The organism is Pseudarthrobacter sp. C1, from assembly GCF_034720455.1.
In the GTDB taxonomy this organism is placed as follows: Bacteria; Actinomycetota; Actinomycetes; order Actinomycetales; family Micrococcaceae; genus Arthrobacter.
In genome coordinates, this window is record NZ_JAYESK010000001.1 from 456,230 (window position 1) to 474,423 (window position 18,194).

The window sequence follows — 18,194 nt, forward strand, 5'->3', positions numbered from 1 at the left end:
GATAATGCCCAGCGCCGGAATCACCACTAGAGTCGAACCAATGCAGAACGCTAAGCACGCTGATGACCTGCAGTACCCGGCTCCCTCCCCTTCCGCTGACGGTTTTGTCCGGGTCCGGGGAGCCCGGGAAAACAATCTCCGGAACGTTGACGTGGACGTCCCGCGCGACGCGATCGTGGCGTTCACCGGCGTCTCAGGCTCCGGCAAGTCCTCGCTGGCGTTCGGCACCATCTACGCCGAGGCCCAGCGGCGCTACTTCGAGTCCGTCGCCCCGTACGCCCGCCGCCTGATCCAGCAGGGGCACAACCCCAAGGTGGAGATGATCAGCGGGCTTCCGCCCGCCGTCGCCCTGCAACAGCGCCGCGGCGCTCCCAGCAGCCGGTCCACCGTGGGAACCGTCACCACGCTCTCCAACTCCCTGCGCATGCTGTTCTCGCGGGCGGGCACGTACCCCGCCGGCAGCTCGCAGCTGGACTCGGATGCCTTCTCCCCCAACACGGCCGCCGGCGCCTGCCGGGAATGCCACGGCCTGGGCGTCGCGCACACCGTCACCGAGTCCTCGCTGGTCCCGGACCCGTCACTCAGCATCCGCGACGGCGCCATCGCCGCCTGGCCAGGCGCCTGGCAGGGAAAAAACCTCCGGGACATCCTCACCCACCTGGGCTACGACGTCGACATCCCCTGGCGCAGGCTGCCCAGGAAACACCGCGACTGGATCCTTTTCACGGAGGAGCAGCCGGTGGTGGAGGTGACTCCGCAGCGCGACCGGGTGGCCAAACCGTACAAGGGGCGGTTCTGGAGCGCCAGGAGCTACGTCCTCCATACGCTGGCCGACTCGCAGAGCGCCTCCATGCGCGACCGCGTGCTGGCCTACATGGAGTCCGGGCCGTGCCCCCGCTGTTCCGGGACGGGGCTGGTGCCCGAGGCCCTGGCCGTCACGTTTGCGGGCAGGACCATCGCGGAACTGAACGGGCTCCCCATGGTGGAGCTGGCCGAGGTTGTCCGTCCCACCGCTGGACTGGACGACGCCGGCACGGCCTCCCGCAGGCAGCTGTCCGGAGAGTCGAATGAGGTAGCGGTGGCCATCACCCGGGACCTGCTGCAGCGGATCACGGTCCTGCTGGACCTCGGGCTCGGTTACCTGGCGCTCGGCCGGGCCACCCCCACCCTGTCGCCGGGCGAGATGCAGCGGCTCAGGATCGCCACACAGCTGCGGTCGGGCCTGTTCGGTGTGATCTACGTGCTGGATGAGCCCTCCGCCGGGCTTCATCCGGCCGACGCCGAGCCGCTGCTGGAAGTGCTGGAGCAGCTGAAATCGTCCGGCAACTCGGTATTCGTGGTGGAACACAACATGGACGTGGTCCGCAGGGCCGACTGGCTGGTGGACGTGGGCCCGCGGGCCGGCGAAGGCGGCGGCGAGGTGCTGTACAGCGGACCGGTTGACGGCCTCGCCGCAATCGAGGCGTCAGTGACCAGGCCTTTCCTGTTCGACGACGGCGGCTCCGTCCCGCACGGCGGTTCCAGTTCGGGCGGGGCCAGGGAGCCGGAGGAATGGCTGGAGCTGAAGAACATCACCCGGCACAACCTGCGCGGGCTGGATGCCGAGTTCCCGCTGGGCGTGCTGACGGCAGTCACCGGGGTGTCCGGCTCCGGCAAGTCCACTCTTGTGGGCAAAGTCCTGGGCGAGGCTGTCGGCTCCGGGCTCAGGACCCCGGTGGAGCAGGGCGGGGCCGCGGAGCCCCTGGAGCTGGGAAGCGTCCTGGGCGGCCACCGCATTGACCGCCTGGTGACTGTGGACCAGAAGCCCATCGGCCGGACCCCGCGTTCCAACCTGGCCACCTACACCGGGCTTTTCGACGCCGTCCGCAAGGAATTCGCCGCCACGGAGCAGGCCAAGGCCCGCGGCTTCGGCGCCGGGAGGTTCTCCTTCAACGTGGCTGGCGGGCGCTGCGAAACCTGCCAGGGCGAGGGGTTCGTCGCCGTCGAACTGCTCTTCCTGCCCGGCAGTTACGGCCCGTGCCCGGAGTGCGCGGGGTCCCGCTACAACCCCGAAACGCTTGAGGTGCTGTACCGGGGCCTGAACGTCGCCGAGGTTCTGGCCATGACGGTGGACGCCGCCTCCGATTTCCTGGCCGGCATCCCTGCTGCCGCGAGGAGCCTCAAAAGCCTGAGGGACGTGGGCCTCGGCTATTTGCGGCTGGGACAGCCGGCCACCGAGCTCTCCGGCGGCGAGGCGCAGCGCATCAAGCTCGCTACCGAACTGCAACGGGCACAGCGCGGCCACAGCCTCTACCTCCTCGATGAACCGACCACCGGACTGCATCCTGCCGACGTGCAGCTGCTGATGACCCAGCTCCACGGCCTGGTGGATGCCGGAAACTCGGTGGTGGTGGTCGAGCACGACATGGCAGTGGTGGCGGGGGCAGATTGGGTGATCGACCTTGGACCGTCAGGAGGGGACAAGGGCGGGCAGATCATGGCGGCCGGGACGCCTGCCGCCGTGGCGCGTTCCACCCGCAGCCGCACCGCTTCCTACCTGGCCGCCGCGCTCGGTCAGGCAACCACCAGCCAACACCCAGGAAAATCTCGATTTGATAACGCCCCGGTGATGTCCTAGCGTGAAAAGCATGCCCGCTGCTGGCGGGCCAAGGAATGCCCGGTGCTGCCTCCACCACAACTGCCCAGCAGGCAGACACCGAAAGTGACCTCTATTCGTCAGGGGCGGGCAGTGGCGCGATGATCTCCGGGGACGGAAGCAGCGCAGGTGGCCTTCAGGAGCATCACCATCATGAAAAACACCAAATTCCGTACTGCCGCACGCCGCGGGGCCACTGTAGCCGCCATCTCCGCGGCAGGCCTGGCGCTCTCGGCGACGGCGGCCAGCGCCACCACCAGCACCTCCACCTGGGACGCCTTGGCTCAGTGTGAGAGCGGCGGCAACTGGGCCACCAACACCGGAAACGGCTACTCCGGCGGCCTGCAGTTCAGCCCCTCCACCTGGGCTGCCTACGGAGGCACCGGTTCAGCCGCGGACGCGAGCCGCGAGCAGCAGATCGCCGTAGCCGAGCAGGTCCAGGCCTCGCAGGGCTGGGGCGCCTGGCCGTCCTGCGCCGCACAGCTGGGCCTGAGCGGCGGCGCCACCGGGGCAGTCCAGGCAACGCCTGTCCAGAGCGCTCCGGTCCAGGCCGCGCAAACCGCTCCGGTTCAAAGCGCGCCCGTGGCCCAGGCGCCGGTGGCAAAGCATGCCACAACAGTGGCCCTCAGCGGCGAGACCTACACGCTGCAGGCCGGCGACACCCTGAGCATCGTGGCCCAGAAGCTTGGCGTCGAGGGCGGCTGGCAGCACCTTGCCGACGCCAACACGGACACCATTTCTGATCCCAACCTCGTATTCGAGGGGCAGGTCCTCCAGCTCCCCGCGTAGTGGCTGCATGGGCTCTGCGGCTTGTCGCCGCGGGGCCAGTCACGGCGAGGCGCCAGCCCCCAGGGGCACCCCAGACAGGTCGGCGATAGACAAATTCCGTTGACCAAAAAACGACGCCGGCACGCCCCCATAAGGGACGTGCCGGCGTCGTTCTTTAATTCTTACAGGCACCGCCTGGGCAGGTCAGCTGGCGGCCGGCAGCTCCCGCACGATCCGTACCTTCCAGGCGGAGTCGTCGCTGGTGTCCAGCAGGGCGACGGTGCCGTGGGCCAGGTTGAGGGCGACGCGCTTTGCGGCGAGCAGTTCCAGGTAGAGGTGCTCGTTCATGCGCGCAGGGGTGTCGATCATGTATTTCACGGCGTCGCGCACCTTGCGGTAGTTGGCGCTGCGTTCGCGGTGCATGTGCAGCTCCAGGGCGGAGCGCTGCTTGAGCCGCGGCTCGTGGCGGTTCAGCCACGAAACAGCCGCGTGTACGGCCACCACGAGGGTGAGCGACACGGCGTAGATCCACCAGCCGCTGGAGAGCAGGAACAGCGGCAGGTTCCCGATGGCTACGATGGCGATCACCACGCGGAGGGCGGCAATCCGGCGCATGGTCCGGGCGACCGCAGCCATGCCGTCGCGGAAGCGGTGCTGCTCTTTGCGCGCTGCGGCAGGATCGATGGTGAACTCGTCGAGGACCAGGATGCCCTTTGCTTCCGGACTTAGCATCTGACCGTAGCGGGGCACGAAGGCTGGAGTGGTTCCGGTGGTTTTTTCAACTGTTGATGTCATGAGTGAGCTTCCAAAACGCTGGGGTGGTTGCGGTGATCTTAGTGCCTGGAGGCCCCCGGCGTATGCATGCGTCCACGATGTGAACATCCAGGACCTCCCCATGTGGCCCGTGGCACTGCAATTGGCACATCCGCCAGGTGCCGTCAGACTGAAGAGATGCAAACCTTCCTTCCGTACCCCGATTTCCGGCAGAGCGCCGCCGCCCTGGACACCGCCAGGCTGGGCAAGCAGCGCGTCGAGGCGCTGCAGACGCTTCGATCCCTGGTGCTTCCGGGATACGGCTGGCAGACCCACCCGGCCATCCGGATGTGGATGGGCTACGTGCCGGCCCTCACCATGTACGGCCTGGCAATGGTGGATGAGTGGACCAAGCGCGGCCACCCCGACAACACCCGGGCGAACATCACCGAGTTCGCACCGCAGGCCGCCCACCCGGACTATGCGGCGAAGATTCCGATGCCGCCGTGGCTTGGGGATGCTGACTTCCATCTCAGCCACCGCTCCAAGCTGGTGCGCAAGGAACCGAAGTTCTACAGCTCAGTGTTCGCCGATGCCATCCCCGAGATGGACTACATCTGGCCGGAGCCCAAGCATGAGTTCCTGCCGCAGGAGCCCGAGGGCGACATTCTGTGGATCCTCCGTTCACCGCACCACGACGTCGACCCCCAGACGCTGAACACGGTGGCGCTTCCGCCGGTGAGCCGGAGCTCCGCGGCCGCAGCGGCGGCGGTTCTTGGCGACGATGACTACTCCCCTGTCTTCCTGGACGACGGATCCCGCCGTCCTTCCCGGCAGCCCCGGAAGGCGCCGCCCAGGCAGCTGGTCAAGAAGCCAACCCGCAAGCGCCTCGCACAGGAGGAAGCGTTCTCGACGTTGCCGGGCAAAACCCCGGTGGCCGTTCCGTTCGAGCACGGCGCGAAGTTCGCGGTCGGACAGGTGGTGGGCCGGCCCATCACGCTGGAGGACGGCCGGTTCGGCAGGAATTTCACCGTTACTGAAATCATTGACCGCACCGCCTTTGCCTACCCGGCCCTTCTCCAGGACCCGCGCGTGTTCTTCCCGGTTGAGGCGCCGTAAAGAATGACCATCCTTTTAGCCGGCTGCGGTGACCTGGGGACCGAAGCCGGGCTGCGGTTCCACGCCCTTGGCCACCGCGTTGTGGGCTGGCGCCGTACCCCCGCCAAACTGCCGGCCGCCATCGAAGGTGTTGCGGCGGACCTGAGCGCACCCGGCCTGCCGTGCGTCCCGGCGGACACCACCGCCGTCGTCATAGCGGTAGCTGCCGACTCGCCAACGGAGGAGGCCTACCGGGCCGCCTATGCGGACGGTCTCACCCATGTGCTTGATGCCCTGGAACGCGACGGCGTGAGGCCGCAGCGGGTGCTCTTCGTTTCCTCCACGGCGGTTTACGGCGACGCCGGGGGCGGCTGGGTGGATGAAAATACGCCTCCCCGCCCCGGCGGGTTTTCCGGCCGCGTCCTGCTGGAAGCGGAGCAGCTGCTGCAGGCAGCATTCAGCGGAACGGCGACCACGGCGACGTCCCTCCGGCTGGGCGGCATTTACGGACCTGGCCGCACCCGCCTGATCGACCAAGTCCGGGGCGGCACCGCCGTGGTCCCGGAAGATGCCAGGTACACCAACCGCATCCATCGCGACGACGCCGCTGCCGCCATCGTGCACCTGGCCACCATGCCTCCAGAACCGGCCCCTGTCTACGTCGGCGTGGACAACGACCCCGCCGATCTGGGGACGGTGCTGCGCTTCCTCGCCGCGGAACTGGGGCTTGCGGAGCCGCCCGTGGGTGATGCCGGGCCCGCACGAGGCGGCAACAAGCGCTGCCGCAACGACCTGCTGCGCAGCACGGGGTTCGAATTCGCGTTCCCCTCTTTCCGGGAGGGCTACCGGGACATCCTCGCCGGCAACGGGGTACGCCACCCATAGATTGCGGCCGCACACCGGCGCCAGCGCTTAGGCTGGCAGCTTGGGCCTCGGGCACATAGGAAGGCGTACACCATGGATTTTCGGCACATCATTGAAACGGTCGGCGAATTTGTCGATTTTGCGGGGGTGGCCGTGATGGTGGTCGGGGCGCTCATCTCCATCCCCCTCGCGCTTCGCGGCCACCAGCCCCGCAGACTGCCCGCCGGCGCCGAAAAGCTGACTCTGTACCGCTCTTACCGGCAGCTGCTGGGCAGGTCCATCCTCCTGGGCCTTGAACTGCTGGTGGCCGCCGACATCATCCGCACGGTCGCCGTCACCCCAACCTTCGAAAGTGTCGGCGTTCTCGCCGTCATCGTTCTGATCCGGACGTTCCTCAGTTTCTCGCTGGAGCTGGAAATCACCGGGCGCTGGCCGTGGCAGAAGGAGTCCCGGGAGGCCCGCGATCCTGCGGGCGCCGCCGCCGAATAAGCGCCAGCGTGAACGGCCGGCCGCCTCCGGTAGGCTTCGCACGTGGACACCCATCCAAGCGCCGCCGGCCTCTGGCCCACCCCGCCTGAGCTGCCACTGCCCCGCATCATGGACCAGCGGTGGGCCGACGCCATCTTCCTTCACTGGCGCCTCCCGGAAAACGTAGCTGCCCGATTCATGCCCCCTGGAGTGCAGCCGGACGTCTTCGACGGCAGTTCGTGGGTGGGGCTTATCGGTTTCCGCATGAAGAACGCCGGATTTGGACACGGCCCCCGGATCCCGTATCTGGGCAGCTTCAATGAAGTCAATGTGCGCCTCTACTCGCGGGAACCCGACGGAACCCGGGGCGTGGTCTTCCTGAGCTTGGACGCGGACCGGCTGCCAGTGGTTTTGGCGGCCCGGGCAGCGGGAATTCCCTACGTGTGGTCGCGGATCCGGTATTCGCAGGCGGAGCCGGACTCGCCGGACAATGACGCCCCCGGCTTTTCGGTCAGGCGCTTCGGGCAAGGGGCACGGAGCAGTTTCGCCGTCGTACCCCGGCCCGGTGCCGCCGTCGACGACCCGTTATCGGTCTTTCTGACGGCGAGGTTTGGCATGCACGGCATGTTCCGGGGCCGGAGCATCTACATTCCCAACACCCACGAGCCATGGCCGCTGTGCTCTGCCACGCTGCACCATGTGAAGGATGAACTGATTGCTTCAGCGGGTATCAGGGTGAGCGGGCCGCCTGAATCTGTCCTGTTTTCGCCTGGCGTGCGGACCCAGTTCGGACGGCCAAGGCTGGTGGGGAGCCCCGGCCAGCCTACGGGCACTTAGGCGTCCTGCCAGCCCCGGCCTTCGCTGAACGTGGCAACGAGCGTTCCAACTCCGGCCTGCAGGGAATTGGACGGGTCAAAGTAGAGGGAACCTTCAGAGGCCCGGCTGTGCAGGATCAGCTGCTCAGCCTCAAGCTTCGCTTCGGGAACGGTGGCAGCGACGATGCCGGTCCTGGCCGGGAGTTCCGGGGCGTGCACCACCTCCGCATCGGTCTCCGACAACGGAATAGTGGTCCCGGGGTTGATCTCATCATAGGGAAACTCAAACTCGGCTTCGTCGGGCGCGGCGGGAATCGTGTACTCCAGGAAATAAGTCATGAAGCAACCTTTGCAGAAACCCCCTGCCGCCGAAAGTCGGCCGAGGCCGAGCCGCTCCGGACGTGTCTTCCCACGTCAACCGACCGCTACCCTCGCCTGACCGTCACGGAAGCGGCTACTTGTCCAGGCCGGCCTTCCGCAGCGCCTCAGCCATGGCCGTGTTGACAGGGGCTTCCTTCCTAACAGGCGCCGGGGCCGCGGACGAGCGGGCCGGCGATGGCATATTCCGTGCGGGATTTCCGCCCTTCTCCCTGCCGCGTCCCTGGGTTCGTGAACTGTTGCCGGCGCGCCTCGAGCCCGCCCCTCCAACGGAGGGTTCGTCGTCGAGCCTCAGGGTCAGCGAAATCCGCTTCCGGTCAGGATCCGCCTCCAGCACCTTCACCCGCACCACCTGGCCGGACTTAACCACTTCCCGCGGATCGGAAACAAAGCGGTTGGCCATCGCCGAGACGTGGACCAGGCCATCCTGGTGGACGCCCACATCCACGAACGCGCCGAACGCAGCAACATTGGTCACCGTTCCTTCCAGCACCATTCCGGGCTTGAGGTCTGAGATCTTCTCGATTCCCTCGGAGAATGTCGCGGCCGCAAACGCGGGACGCGGGTCCCGGCCGGGCTTGTCCAGCTCGGACAGAATGTCCTGCACCGTGGGCAGACCGAACGTATCGTCCACGAAGTCGCGCGGGTCCAGGGAGGAGGCCGGCGCGGAACCGGCGGCAGCCCGGATCTTACGCGCCACCGCGTAGGACTCCGGATGCACACTGGATGCGTCCAGCGGCTCCGCTCCCCCGGTGATCCGGAGGAAGCCGGCGCACTGCTCGAACGCCTTGGCACCGAGCCGCGGCACCTTTTTCAGGTCCGTGCGCTTGGCGAAGGGGCCGTGCTCGTTCCGGTAGGCCACAATGTTTTCGCTCAGCAAGGGCCCGACGCCGGCCACCCGGCTGAGCAGCGCGGGCGAGGCGGTGTTGACGTCCACGCCGACGGCGTTCACGCAGTCCTCCACCACGGCGTCCAGGCTGCGGTCCAGTTTCGAGGCCGTCACGTCATGCTGGTACTGGCCCACACCGATGGACTTCGGGTCGATTTTCACCAGCTCGGCGAGCGGGTCCTGGAGACGGCGGGCAATGGAGACCGCACCGCGAAGGGACACATCCATCCCCGGCAGTTCAGCAGCGGCCAGGGCCGAGGCCGAATAGACGGACGCACCCGCTTCGGACACCACCAGCTTCTGCGGCTTCCGGTCCACTTCCGGCAGCCGCTTGATCAGCTCGGCCGCGAGTTTGTCCGTTTCCCGCGACGCCGTGCCGTTGCCAATGGCGATAAGTTCGACGGCGTGCTGCCGCGCCAGCCGCACCAGGGTTGCCAATGCTTCGTCCCACTTCCGGGCGGGCGCATGCGGGTAGACGGTGTCGGTGGCCACCACCTTGCCGGTGCCGTCCACCACAGCCACTTTGACGCCGGTGCGCAGTCCCGGGTCCAGCCCGAGCGTGGCCCGGTTCCCCGCCGGGGCGGCCAGCAGCACGTCGCGCAGGTTGGCCGCGAAGACCCGGACGGCCTCATCCTCGGCGGCAGCGAACATTTTGCCGCGGAGATCCGCGGTCAGCCGGGACAGCACCCGGGACCGCCACGCCACCTGCGCAGTCTGGACCAGCCACGCGTCGGCGGGACGGCCACGGTCGGTGACCCCGAGGCACCTGGCCACCGCGGCCTCGTACCGCGAGCGCGCGGCGGCCAGGCCGTCGTCGTCCGCTGGATCTGCCTCGGCAAGGTCGAGCTCAAGGACGCCGTCCTTCTCGCCGCGGAGCAATGCGAGGACGCGGTGGGAAGGCATCCCGGCGGGCGCCTGGGCGAACTCGAAGTAGTCGGCGAACTTCTGGCCGTCGACTTCCTTCCCCTTCTTCACGCGGGACACCATGCGGCCCTGCGTCCACAGCCGCTCGCGCAGGGTGGCCGCGAGGTCAGGGTCCTGGGCCACCCTCTCAACAAGGATCGCGCGTGCCCCGGCGAGGGCCGCAGCCGCGTCGGCGATGGCGTGCCCGGAGTTGAGGTACTTGGCGGCCTCGCGTTCCGGGTCCAGGTCCGGCCGTTTGAGCAGGGCATCCGCCAGGGGCTCCAGGCCGGCTTCCCGCGCAATCTGTGCCTTCGTCCGCCGCTTGGACTTGAACGGCAGGTAAATGTCTTCAAGCCTGGACTTCGTGTCCGCGGCGAGGATGGCCTTCGCCAGCTCGGGAGTCAGCTGGCCCTGCGCTTCGATCGCGTCGAGCACCGAACGACGGCGGTCGGCAAGTTCGCGGAGGTAGCGGAGCCGTTCGTCGAGCTCGCGGAGCTGGGTATCGTCGAGCGTCCCCGTGGCCTCCTTGCGGTAGCGGGCGATGAACGGCACTGTGGATCCGCCGTCGAGCAGTTCAACAGCCGCCTTCACCTGCCAGGCCTTGACACCCAGCTCTGCGGCTATCTGCGAGTAGATGGCATCGTCCGGTTTCGTGGACGGGGAGGGAGCGGACGGGGCCTGCGGCAGTTGAGTCACCAGAACATCTTGCCTTACGGGCTTGCCCGGCTCCACTGCCGATTCAGCAGCAGGCTTACCGGCACGGCCCGCAAAGGTATTCCGCTCCCGCCCGCAAAGTGCTGTAGTGGAGGTGCCGTCACAAGCGCCCAATGCTCGAGGAAGAGGCCACCATGCGGGAACTGCTTATCGTCTTTCAGGAGGGGTTCGAGGAGGCCAACATCACCGTGACGGTCAACGGCAAACAAGCACGGCGGGACCTCGGTGTGTCCACCAACCCGATTCTGGGCATTGCCAACGAGGTGTCCGTGGAGCTGCCGGCGAAGGGCGCGCAGGTGGGCGTGGAGGTGACCAACCGGGGGCTTAAGGCGATCACAAAGGTCACCGGCAAGCCTAAAAGCGTGCTGGTTTCGATCGAGGACGGCCGGCTGGTGATGAGGGAAGGAACCGGCCGGGAGGCCGTGCTTTAGCGGCATGCGCTTGCCGAAAATCAGGCCTAGCAAAAGTCCATTCGATGGAGTAGCATCTGATCACCGCCGGCATCCCTGAGGGCCCGGCGGGCCAAATTAACAGTGTGATCCGGAGGCCGTCGGATGGCCTTCGGCGCCAGCTGCCGGGACAGCACACCGCGCAGCCAGCAACGGCGGCACCCAAAGCCGGGTGCCGCCGTCGTCGTTAAGCCTTGTTCTAGTTCTGGTAGGCGGGGTAGTCCGTGTATCCCTGAGCACCGTCGGCGTAGAACGTGGACGGGTCCGGCTCGTTCAGCGGGAGGCTTTCCTTCCAGCGGCGGGCAAGGTCCGGGTTGGCGATGGCGGGGCGGCCCACCACCACGGCGTCGGCGAGACCGTCTGCCACCAGGGACGCGGCCTCATCCCGGGTGGTGATCACGCCGAATCCGGTGTTCACCAGGAAGGTCCCGCCGAAGCGGGCACGGAGATCCTGGACCAGCTCCCCGGACGGCTCGTGGTGCAGGATGCTCAGGTAGGCAAGGTTGAGCGGTGCGATGCTGTCCACGAGCACCTCATACGTGGCACGAACGTCGGCGGCATCAGTTTCAGCGATGCCCTGCACGTTGTGCTCGGGGGAGATGCGGATGCCCACGCGGTTGGCGCCAACGGCGGCCACCACGGCGTTCACGGTTTCGATGACGAACCGGGCACGGTTCTCGGGCGAGCCGCCGTAGCTGTCGTCGCGAACATTGGAGTTGGGCGCCAGGAATTCGTGCAGCAGGTAGCCGTTGGCCGAGTGCAGTTCGACGCCGTCGAAGCCGGCCTCGATGGCGTTGAGCGACGCGTTCACGAACTCCTGGATCACCATGGGCAGCTCATCCGTGGTGAGCGCATGCGGCACCGGGTAGGGCTGCTTGCCAAGGGGCGTGCGGACTTCGCCTTCGATGGCGACGGCACTGGGAGCCACCAGCGCGAGCCCGCCGGTGATGTCCGGGTGCGAGACGCGGCCGCCGTGCATGATCTGTGCGAACATGCGGCCTCCTTCGGCGTGAACGGCGTCGGTGACCTTCTTCCAGCCGGCAACCTGTTCTTCGGTGACGATGCCCGGCTGGCCGGCGTAGGATCGGCCGGCGGGCGTGGGGAACGTTCCTTCGCTGACGATGAGGCCAAGGGACGCGCGCTGGCGGTAATGCTCGACGACGAGCGGGCCGGGGACGCCTTCCTCACCTGCGCGGAGCCGCGTCAGGGGCGCCATGACCAGCCGGTTGGGGAGTTCAAGTTCGCCGAGGGTGAGAGGGGAAAACAGCATGCGCAGTTCCTTTCGAAGGCTGAAGACGTACTGTCCTTGCCAACCGGGAACCACCCGCGGCTATTCCGGTTGCGATGGGAATCACAGCAGGTTCGCGGGCAACGCTTGCCTTGCTGACCCCCTACCGCGGCGCGCCCGGGCAGCCCTGGCCCTGGGGATTGGCGTTGCAGTCGTCGGCGTAGTTTCGGGTGAGCGAGCGCCACACGCTGATGGTCTGGGCAGGAGCGTTGAACTGGCCCTGGCCGGGAATCGGCAGGGGCGGCCCGGCGTTGACCGAGTACGTTCCCTGGAAGGTGGTGGTCAGCACTACCTGGAAGTCCCCCGTGGCTCCGTAGGCGTGGCTCGTCCGGGTCTTCTCGCCCCAGCGGTCCTGCGGCAATGGTCCGCCCATTGACGGCTGGGGACCGAACACGGTGCCGTCCCCGTAGTTCCAGGTGTACTGGACCGGGGTGGCGACAATGTGCACCTCCTGCCCGAACATGGTGACGTCGAATTGCTGTTCAGCTGCCTCCGCGTAGAAGTTGGTTTCGGCACCCCTCAGCGTGTGGGGACTCGGTTGGGCCACCACGGTCCCGGCGTTGACCGGAAGGCTTTGGAACTGCCGTTGGATGTCGGCAGCGATCCTGGGCAGCAAGTCCTCGGGTCTGGCGTCGAATAGGCACGTAGGGCCGGAGTGATGAGCCCAAACAGCGCCGGGTACACCTCGGGGCCGGGAGAGCCAGGTGACGGGAATGCCTTCCTTACCCCCGGGACCGTTTTTGCACTCAAGCTGCCGCGCGAGGCAGGGCGTGTCGAAGTCTCCCCCACCGAGGTGGCATTGGAGTTCGTACTTGTACTCGTTGGGGTCCGTGTTGACACTGCCGGGTTCAGCACGACGAAATTCGCCAGTATCAGGATCAGTTATCCAAGTATCCGCCCCCATTTGAAGCCCAGTGTCTACAAAGCCTCCACCGATCCGTGGCTTTGGATCCGCCCCGTCTTCCGCGTGGGCAGTCAACAAAGACGTCGTCAGAAGCAACACACAGCAGGCGAGAATTGTGAGGATCTTGCCTATGTAACCCATGGCTAACGGATCAACCCTAGGTCGTTGACCACCCATCCTTCATCGGCGTACTTCATTACTGCGACGCTTCCCGCATTCGTTGCGGGGGTCTTTTCTTGATATGGGCTCCCGTCTTGGTTGTGGATGACCAGTTCCTTCTGTAGTACTTGAAGGACCACCTGCGTAGAGCCGTCAGTGGCAGGCTTCGCGGTTGCCACCGGAATTTCTATTTGACCGCCAGAAATCCACTTGTTTTCAGCCCAAGCAGCGTCGATGTCATCCACGAGGCCCTGGCAGAATGCGCACTCAGGTTTAGAAAACTTGGATAACGCGCGAGTGTCACCCGTCTCATATGCGTAGCCCAGAATTGAGAACCAATACTTCGCAAACGCCTCAGCGCCCTCCTTCGTCTCTGTCTTTGCCACCTCGGGCAGCACGGGGACTGGGACGTTTTGGGCCGGCCCGGATGCGTCAGCCGGCTTGTACACGGCGGTGGGGGTCGGGGCCGGGGTGGCCGAAGGGCTGGACGTCGGCGAGCCCGTCGGCGCGGAGGACAACGCGCCGGGGTCTGCGGGGGCGCCACCCGCGCAGCCGGCGAGTGTCAGCCCCGCTGCAACGATGAACGCGGCGGCACTGGACCGGGCTCGCCAGGACGTAGGGACGTTCTGTGATGTCATGGGCCGCTAATCCCCCAGTAGTTTCAAGACGGCTTGCTCCGGACAATGACTTAAGGGTAGCCCAGGTCACAATTCAGCGATCAAACTTATCCACAGCTGCCCCGCCACGAGTTTTACCACCACCAACAGCCCGGGGAAAAGTCATAAAGAAAGCCGGCACATAGGAACCGGCTTTCCCTATTGCAGCGAATAGCTACTTCTGTGGCGGCAGCACCAGCTCCCCTGTCTTGTCCGTGGACAACGCGAGCGAAGAAACATACTGCGGGCCGCCGTCGGCAGCGTCTTTCGCGGAACGGACCATGTCAGGGCGCTCGAACTCGATGCCGGTCACGTGGCACAGGAGCCTGGCGTCGCTAGGGTTCCCGTCGGCGTCGAACATCGGCAGGTCGATGCCGTCGTCGGTGCGGCGCAGGTAGTACCGTCCGCGGGTGGCCAGCGCCAGCACCGGCGGAAGGACCAGGGCAAGGCCTACCGCAAAGATCGGCGAAAACGGCTGGATCGCGGAGCCAAAGGCACCAAAGAACACGGCAATCGAAATTCCGGCGGAGGCGAGCATCGACACAAAGCCCACCGGATTCACGGCGTACAGCATGCCGCGGCGGAACTCAGGAACCTTGGGTGAAATCTTCAGCAGGTACTTGTTGATGGCGATGTCGGACGCCACCGTGACCACCCAGGCCATGGCGCAGTTGGCGTAGAAGCCGAGGATGGTGTTGAGGAAGTCGAACATGTTGGCTTCCATCAGAACCAGGGCAATGGCCAGGTTGACCACCACGAACACCATGCGGCCGGGGTACGTCTTGGTGATTCGCGTGAACGAGTTGGTCCACGCCAGGGAGCCCGAATACGCGTTGGTGACATTGATCTTGATCTGGGAGATGACCACCAGCACCACGGCGAGCGTCATGGCCAGCCAGGCCGGCATCATCTCCCGGTAGACGCCCAGGAACTGGTGCACCGGCTCGTTGGCAGTCGCAGAGGCTGCGGGATCCAGCGTGGCGATGAGGTAGATGGCAATGAACAGGCCAACAATCTGCTTGACCGCCCCGAAAATCACCCAGCCCGGCCCCGCCAGGATAACGGCGCGCCACCACGCCCCCTTGTTTGCTTCAGTGCGCGGCGGCATGAAGCGCAGGTAGTCGATCTGCTCGGCAATCTGCGCCATCAGGGACAGGCACACGCCGGCAGCCAGCATGACGGACGCAAGGTTCGGGCCGCCGTCGCCCGATTCCCCTGTGTAGGCGAAGAAGGTGTCGATGCTCTCCGGGTGCGAGACCAGCAGGTACCCCACCGGCACCACCATGAGGAGCAGCCACAGCGGGGTGGTCCACACCTGCAGCTTGGCCAGGGTGTTCATCCCGTAGATCACCAGCGGAATGATGATCACGGTGGATGCCGCGTACCCCAGCCACTGGGGAATCCCCAGTCCCACCTCCAGGCCCTGGGCCATGATGGAGCCTTCGAGGGCGAAGAAGATGAAGGTGAACGTCGCGAAGATGACGTTGGTGACCACAGACCCGTAATAGCCGAAGCCCGAACCGCGGGTAATGAGGTCCAGGTCGATGTTGTAGCGTGCCGCGTAATAGGCCAGCGGGAAGCCGGTGGCGAAGATGATCACGGCGGCCACCAGGATGCCGAAAATGGCGTTGACAGTGCCGTACGCGATGCCGATGTTCGCGCCGATGGAGAAGTCCGCCAGGTAGGCGATGCCGCCCAGAGCACTGGTGGCCACCACGCCGGCACTCCACTTCCGGTAGGAGCGCGGCGCGAACCGGAGCGTGTAGTCCTCGAGGCTTTCCTTGGTGGCGTTCAGCGCCGCAGCGTTGGCCGCCGGGCTGGCTGCGGGAGCGCTTCCGACGACGGCGGCGCCGGGCTGTGCCGGCGGTTCCAGCAGTTGCGTTGTTTCTTTGTCGTTGCTCATGATGTGCTTCGCTTTCGTTGCTAAAGGGCCTGATGCGACGCTATCCAGCAAGATCGACAGGCCGGTCACCGCATTGTTTCGGCAGCGTTAAGCATTTGACCGCCCCTGTTAACAACCTCGGCCGCCCCGCATTGTTGCCCTGCCACAAAAACGGGGAGCAGCCACCGAATTACCGTCGTCTAGGAGGCCCCGCCCAAAACAAAGGACTGCAATGATGACTCAGCCATTCCACGCGGAATACCCCATCCTCGAGACCGCCCGGCGGCAGGTCCTGGAGGGCGGAACCGGCCTCTCGGAAGCGCAGCTGGTGGAGGTTCTCCGGCTTCCCGACCACGCAGTCCCGGCCGCCCTGGAGCTTGCCCACCAGGTCCGCCTCCGGCACTGCGGAGAGGCGGTGGAGGTGGAAGGCATCATCTCGATCAAGACCGGCGGCTGCCCGGAGGACTGCCACTTCTGCAGCCAGTCCGGACTCTTCGACAGCCCGGTCCGCGGCGTCTGGCTGGACATCCCGGAGCTGGTCAAGGCCGCCAAGGAAACCGCGGCCACCGGGGCCACCGAGTTCTGCATCGTGGCAGCTGTCCGGGGGCCGGACATCAAGCTCATGAACCAGATCAAGTTCGCCATCGACCGCATCAACGAGGAAGTGGACATCAACATCGCCTGCTCCCTCGGCATGCTCACCCAGCGCCAGGTGGACCAGCTGGCCGGCTGGGGCGTGCACCGCTACAACCACAACCTTGAAACAGCACGCAGCTACTTCCCCCAGGTGGTCACCACCCACAGCTACGAGGAGCGGCTGGAGACGTGCGCCATGGTCAAGGACGCCGGAATGGAACTGTGCTGCGGAGCGCTGATCGGCATGGGCGAAACACTTGAGCAGCGGGCCGAGCTGGCGGCCCAGCTGGCCGCGTTGGAGCCGCATGAGGTCCCCCTGAACTTCCTTAATCCCAGGCCCGGAACCCCTTTGGAAAACCAGCAGATCATGGACGGCAAGGACGCCCTCCGGGCCATCGCTGCTTTCCGCCTCGCCATGCCCCGCACGGTCCTGCGGTACGCCGGCGGCCGCGAGTTGACCCTCGGCGACCTGGGCACCCGCGAGGGACTCCTGGGCGGTATCAACGCGGTCATCGTCGGCAACTACCTGACCACCCTGGGCCGCCCGGCAGCCGCCGACCTCAACCTCCTGGTGGACCTCAACATGCCCATCAAGGAACTCCAGAAGACCTTATGAGCACCCCGCCGAACGATCCTGCCGGCGCGAATTTCTGCGCCCTCTGCGGCAAGCCCCTCAGGAAGGCAACGTCCGACGGCGGCGGCACCCCGCCGTCGGACGCCCGCCCGGGCCGCGCCCTCCACCAGGTGTGTGCCGCGCGGCTGCAGCTGGAACCGCCACGCTACTGCCCGGAGTGCGGGCGCCGCCTGAAAGTGCAGGTCTCGCCCCTAGCCTGGCGGGCAACCTGCTCCCGGCACGGAACGGCCACCTCATCACCAGGAGTAAATTCATCAAACCTCTGGAATATTTCTACATAACGTAGAAGAATGGCTGCATGATGTTTGAACATGCAGATGGACAACCCGTGCTGGAACTCGACGACGAGCAGTCCTGGCGGCTGTTGGAGGGAACCAAGCACGGACGGCTCGTGGTATCGGTTGCCGGTGAACCGGACATCTTCCCGGTCAACTACGTCACCTCCGCACGGAAGCTTTACCTGAGGACGGCGCCGGGCAACAAACTTGCCCAGCTCACCATTAACTCCTCTGTCCTCTTCGAAACGGACGGCATCCTCTCCGAGGAGGCATGGTCCGTGGTGCTGCGCGGAAAGGCACGCGTACTGAGCAACTCCGCGGAACTGGCGGCGGTGGAGGAACTGGGCCTGAAAACCTGGGTTCCCACGCTGAAGGACTTCTACGTGGAAATTGAACCCACGTCCGTCAGCGGCCGCCACTTCCAGTTCGGCGAACAGCCCGAACGGGAAATCTAGGAGCTCCTGGATTCTGAGCATGGCGGACAAGCTCACCCCCGAGCAGCGCAGCTGGAACATGTCCCGGATCCGGGGCAAGAACACCAAGCCCGAGCTGCTGGTGCGCAGGCTCCTCCATGCCAAGGGCTACCGGTACCGGCTGCACGGCAGGTCCGGGAGCACCCGCCTGCCCGGAAACCCGGACCTGGTCTTCGCCGGCCGCCGCAAAGTCATCTTCATCAACGGCTGCTTCTGGCACTTCCATGAATGCCGGGCCGGTCAGCATGCGCCGAAGGCCAACGCGGAATTCTGGGCCGCCAAACGCACCAGGACCCGCGACCGGGATGCCAGCCAGCGCCGCCTGCTCGAGGAGGCCGGCTGGGACGTCCTGACGGTGTGGGAGTGCGAGCTCAAAGACAGTTCGGCCCTCGAGGCGGAGCTGGTGCAGTTCCTGGAAACCCGCCGATGACCCCTCACCAGGCACCGTTGCCAGCGCCCTCCGCGCTTAGCTCCGACGCGCCAGCAGGGCAGCCCTGAAGCCGGTCCGGCCGGGCAGGAAAGGTAGGACATCAGGTCCGTGTTCCAGGCC

17 protein-coding genes are annotated in these 18,194 nt (G+C 66.1%); 10 read left to right on the forward strand and 7 right to left on the reverse strand.

Annotated features, from left to right (window positions below; all coding sequences use genetic code 11):
* The first annotated feature begins 40 nt into the window (after positions 1-40).
* Positions 41-2,617, forward strand: a complete 2,577-nt coding sequence (locus tag U7114_RS01980) for an excinuclease ABC subunit UvrA (RefSeq protein WP_323056440.1) — start codon at positions 41-43, stop codon at positions 2,615-2,617.
* A 171-nt stretch (positions 2,618-2,788) separates the two neighbouring features.
* Positions 2,789-3,424 (forward strand): transglycosylase family protein, encoded by a 636-nt coding sequence (locus U7114_RS01985; RefSeq protein ID WP_323056441.1) that lies wholly within the window; start codon positions 2,789-2,791, stop codon positions 3,422-3,424.
* A gap of 183 nt (positions 3,425-3,607) precedes the next feature.
* Here U7114_RS01985 and U7114_RS01990 read toward each other — a convergent pair whose 3' ends face one another.
* Positions 3,608-4,198, reverse strand: a complete 591-nt coding sequence (locus U7114_RS01990; RefSeq protein WP_157238973.1) for a hypothetical protein — start codon at positions 4,196-4,198, stop codon at positions 3,608-3,610.
* Positions 4,199-4,354: 156 nt separating this feature from the next.
* Here U7114_RS01990 and U7114_RS01995 point away from each other — a divergent pair, with 156 nt between their 5' ends.
* From U7114_RS01995 to U7114_RS02010, 4 genes are all read left to right on the forward strand, one after another.
* Positions 4,355-5,275, forward strand: coding sequence for an MSMEG_6728 family protein (locus tag U7114_RS01995; protein ID WP_157238974.1), 921 nt, complete (start codon positions 4,355-4,357; stop codon positions 5,273-5,275).
* Between the two features lie 3 nt (positions 5,276-5,278).
* Positions 5,279-6,139, forward strand: coding sequence for an SDR family oxidoreductase (locus U7114_RS02000; RefSeq protein WP_323056442.1), 861 nt, complete (start codon positions 5,279-5,281; stop codon positions 6,137-6,139).
* Between the two features lie 72 nt (positions 6,140-6,211).
* On the forward strand, positions 6,212-6,607 hold the full coding sequence (locus U7114_RS02005) for a DUF1622 domain-containing protein (RefSeq protein WP_323056443.1): 396 nt from the start codon (positions 6,212-6,214) through the stop codon (positions 6,605-6,607).
* 108 nt (positions 6,608-6,715) lie between these two features.
* On the forward strand, positions 6,716-7,423 hold the full coding sequence (locus U7114_RS02010; RefSeq protein ID WP_323056493.1) for a DUF2071 domain-containing protein: 708 nt from the start codon (positions 6,716-6,718) through the stop codon (positions 7,421-7,423).
* Here the strand turns inward: U7114_RS02010 and U7114_RS02015 are convergent.
* Together U7114_RS02015 and U7114_RS02020 are read right to left on the reverse strand one after the other, a co-directional pair.
* A complete protein-coding gene (locus tag U7114_RS02015) occupies positions 7,420-7,740 on the reverse strand; it encodes a hypothetical protein (protein ID WP_157238977.1) in 321 nt (106 codons plus the stop codon). The two genes, U7114_RS02010 and U7114_RS02015, sit on opposite strands and share 4 nt — an antisense overlap.
* A 115-nt stretch (positions 7,741-7,855) precedes the next feature.
* Positions 7,856-10,267 (reverse strand): Tex family protein, encoded by a 2,412-nt coding sequence (locus U7114_RS02020; protein ID WP_323056444.1) that lies wholly within the window; start codon positions 10,265-10,267, stop codon positions 7,856-7,858.
* Positions 10,268-10,398: 131 nt separating this feature from the next.
* Between U7114_RS02020 and U7114_RS02025 the strand changes: the two genes are divergently transcribed.
* Positions 10,399-10,716, forward strand: coding sequence for a hypothetical protein (locus U7114_RS02025; RefSeq protein WP_157238978.1), 318 nt, complete (start codon positions 10,399-10,401; stop codon positions 10,714-10,716).
* 217 nt (positions 10,717-10,933) lie between these two features.
* On the opposite strand, the gene U7114_RS02030 is transcribed toward U7114_RS02025, so the two are convergent.
* The 4 genes from U7114_RS02030 to U7114_RS02045 all read right to left on the reverse strand — a co-directional run bounded on the left by U7114_RS02030 (position 10,934) and on the right by U7114_RS02045 (position 15,644).
* Complete coding sequence (locus U7114_RS02030) at positions 10,934-12,004, reverse strand: alkene reductase (RefSeq protein ID WP_157238979.1); 1,071 nt, start codon at positions 12,002-12,004, stop codon at positions 10,934-10,936.
* Between the two features lie 121 nt (positions 12,005-12,125).
* Positions 12,126-12,638 carry a hypothetical protein gene (locus U7114_RS02035; protein WP_321215458.1) on the reverse strand — a complete coding sequence of 171 codons (513 nt, stop codon included), beginning with the start codon at positions 12,636-12,638 and terminating at the stop codon, positions 12,126-12,128.
* 431 nt (positions 12,639-13,069) lie between these two features.
* Positions 13,070-13,723 (reverse strand): DUF6318 family protein, encoded by a 654-nt coding sequence (locus U7114_RS02040; protein WP_321215457.1) that lies wholly within the window; start codon positions 13,721-13,723, stop codon positions 13,070-13,072.
* 193 nt (positions 13,724-13,916) lie between these two features.
* Positions 13,917-15,644 carry a hypothetical protein gene (locus tag U7114_RS02045; protein ID WP_321215456.1) on the reverse strand — a complete coding sequence of 576 codons (1,728 nt, stop codon included), beginning with the start codon at positions 15,642-15,644 and terminating at the stop codon, positions 13,917-13,919.
* A 214-nt stretch (positions 15,645-15,858) separates the two neighbouring features.
* Here U7114_RS02045 and bioB point away from each other — a divergent pair, with 214 nt between their 5' ends.
* The 3 genes from bioB to U7114_RS02060 all read left to right on the forward strand — a co-directional run bounded on the left by bioB (position 15,859) and on the right by U7114_RS02060 (position 18,074).
* The gene (bioB, locus tag U7114_RS02050) at positions 15,859-16,875 is read left to right on the forward strand and encodes a biotin synthase BioB (RefSeq protein WP_323056445.1); all 1,017 of its coding nucleotides are present in this window, start codon (positions 15,859-15,861) and stop codon (positions 16,873-16,875) included.
* A gap of 316 nt (positions 16,876-17,191) precedes the next feature.
* Positions 17,192-17,626: a pyridoxamine 5'-phosphate oxidase family protein gene (locus U7114_RS02055; RefSeq protein WP_157238983.1), complete on the forward strand. Its 435-nt coding sequence runs from the start codon at positions 17,192-17,194 to the stop codon at positions 17,624-17,626.
* A gap of 19 nt (positions 17,627-17,645) precedes the next feature.
* On the forward strand, positions 17,646-18,074 hold the full coding sequence (locus U7114_RS02060; protein WP_104996940.1) for a very short patch repair endonuclease: 429 nt from the start codon (positions 17,646-17,648) through the stop codon (positions 18,072-18,074).
* The last annotated feature ends 120 nt before the right edge of the window (positions 18,075-18,194 follow it).

Bases quoted from the DNA above. Each gene is read 5' to 3' on its own strand.
- U7114_RS02030 (WP_157238979.1), bottom strand. From the start codon at position 12,004: ATGCTGTTTTCCCCTCTCACCCTCGGCGAACTTGAACTCCCCAACCGG.
- U7114_RS02060 (WP_104996940.1), top strand. From the start codon at position 17,646: ATGGCGGACAAGCTCACCCCCGAGCAGCGCAGCTGGAACATGTCCCGG.
- U7114_RS02045 (WP_321215456.1), bottom strand. From the start codon at position 15,644: ATGAGCAACGACAAAGAAACAACGCAACTGCTGGAACCGCCGGCACAG.
- U7114_RS01995 (WP_157238974.1), top strand. From the start codon at position 4,355: ATGCAAACCTTCCTTCCGTACCCCGATTTCCGGCAGAGCGCCGCCGCC.
- U7114_RS02005 (WP_323056443.1), top strand. From the start codon at position 6,212: ATGGATTTTCGGCACATCATTGAAACGGTCGGCGAATTTGTCGATTTT.
- bioB (WP_323056445.1), top strand. From the start codon at position 15,859: ATGACTCAGCCATTCCACGCGGAATACCCCATCCTCGAGACCGCCCGG.
- U7114_RS01990 (WP_157238973.1), bottom strand. From the start codon at position 4,198: ATGACATCAACAGTTGAAAAAACCACCGGAACCACTCCAGCCTTCGTG.
- U7114_RS01985 (WP_323056441.1), top strand. From the start codon at position 2,789: ATGAAAAACACCAAATTCCGTACTGCCGCACGCCGCGGGGCCACTGTA.
- U7114_RS02040 (WP_321215457.1), bottom strand. From the start codon at position 13,723: ATGACATCACAGAACGTCCCTACGTCCTGGCGAGCCCGGTCCAGTGCC.
- U7114_RS02010 (WP_323056493.1), top strand. From the start codon at position 6,716: ATGGACCAGCGGTGGGCCGACGCCATCTTCCTTCACTGGCGCCTCCCG.
- U7114_RS01980 (WP_323056440.1), top strand. From the start codon at position 41: ATGCAGAACGCTAAGCACGCTGATGACCTGCAGTACCCGGCTCCCTCC.
- U7114_RS02000 (WP_323056442.1), top strand. From the start codon at position 5,279: ATGACCATCCTTTTAGCCGGCTGCGGTGACCTGGGGACCGAAGCCGGG.
- U7114_RS02025 (WP_157238978.1), top strand. From the start codon at position 10,399: ATGCTCGAGGAAGAGGCCACCATGCGGGAACTGCTTATCGTCTTTCAG.
- U7114_RS02055 (WP_157238983.1), top strand. From the start codon at position 17,192: ATGATGTTTGAACATGCAGATGGACAACCCGTGCTGGAACTCGACGAC.
- U7114_RS02015 (WP_157238977.1), bottom strand. From the start codon at position 7,740: ATGACTTATTTCCTGGAGTACACGATTCCCGCCGCGCCCGACGAAGCC.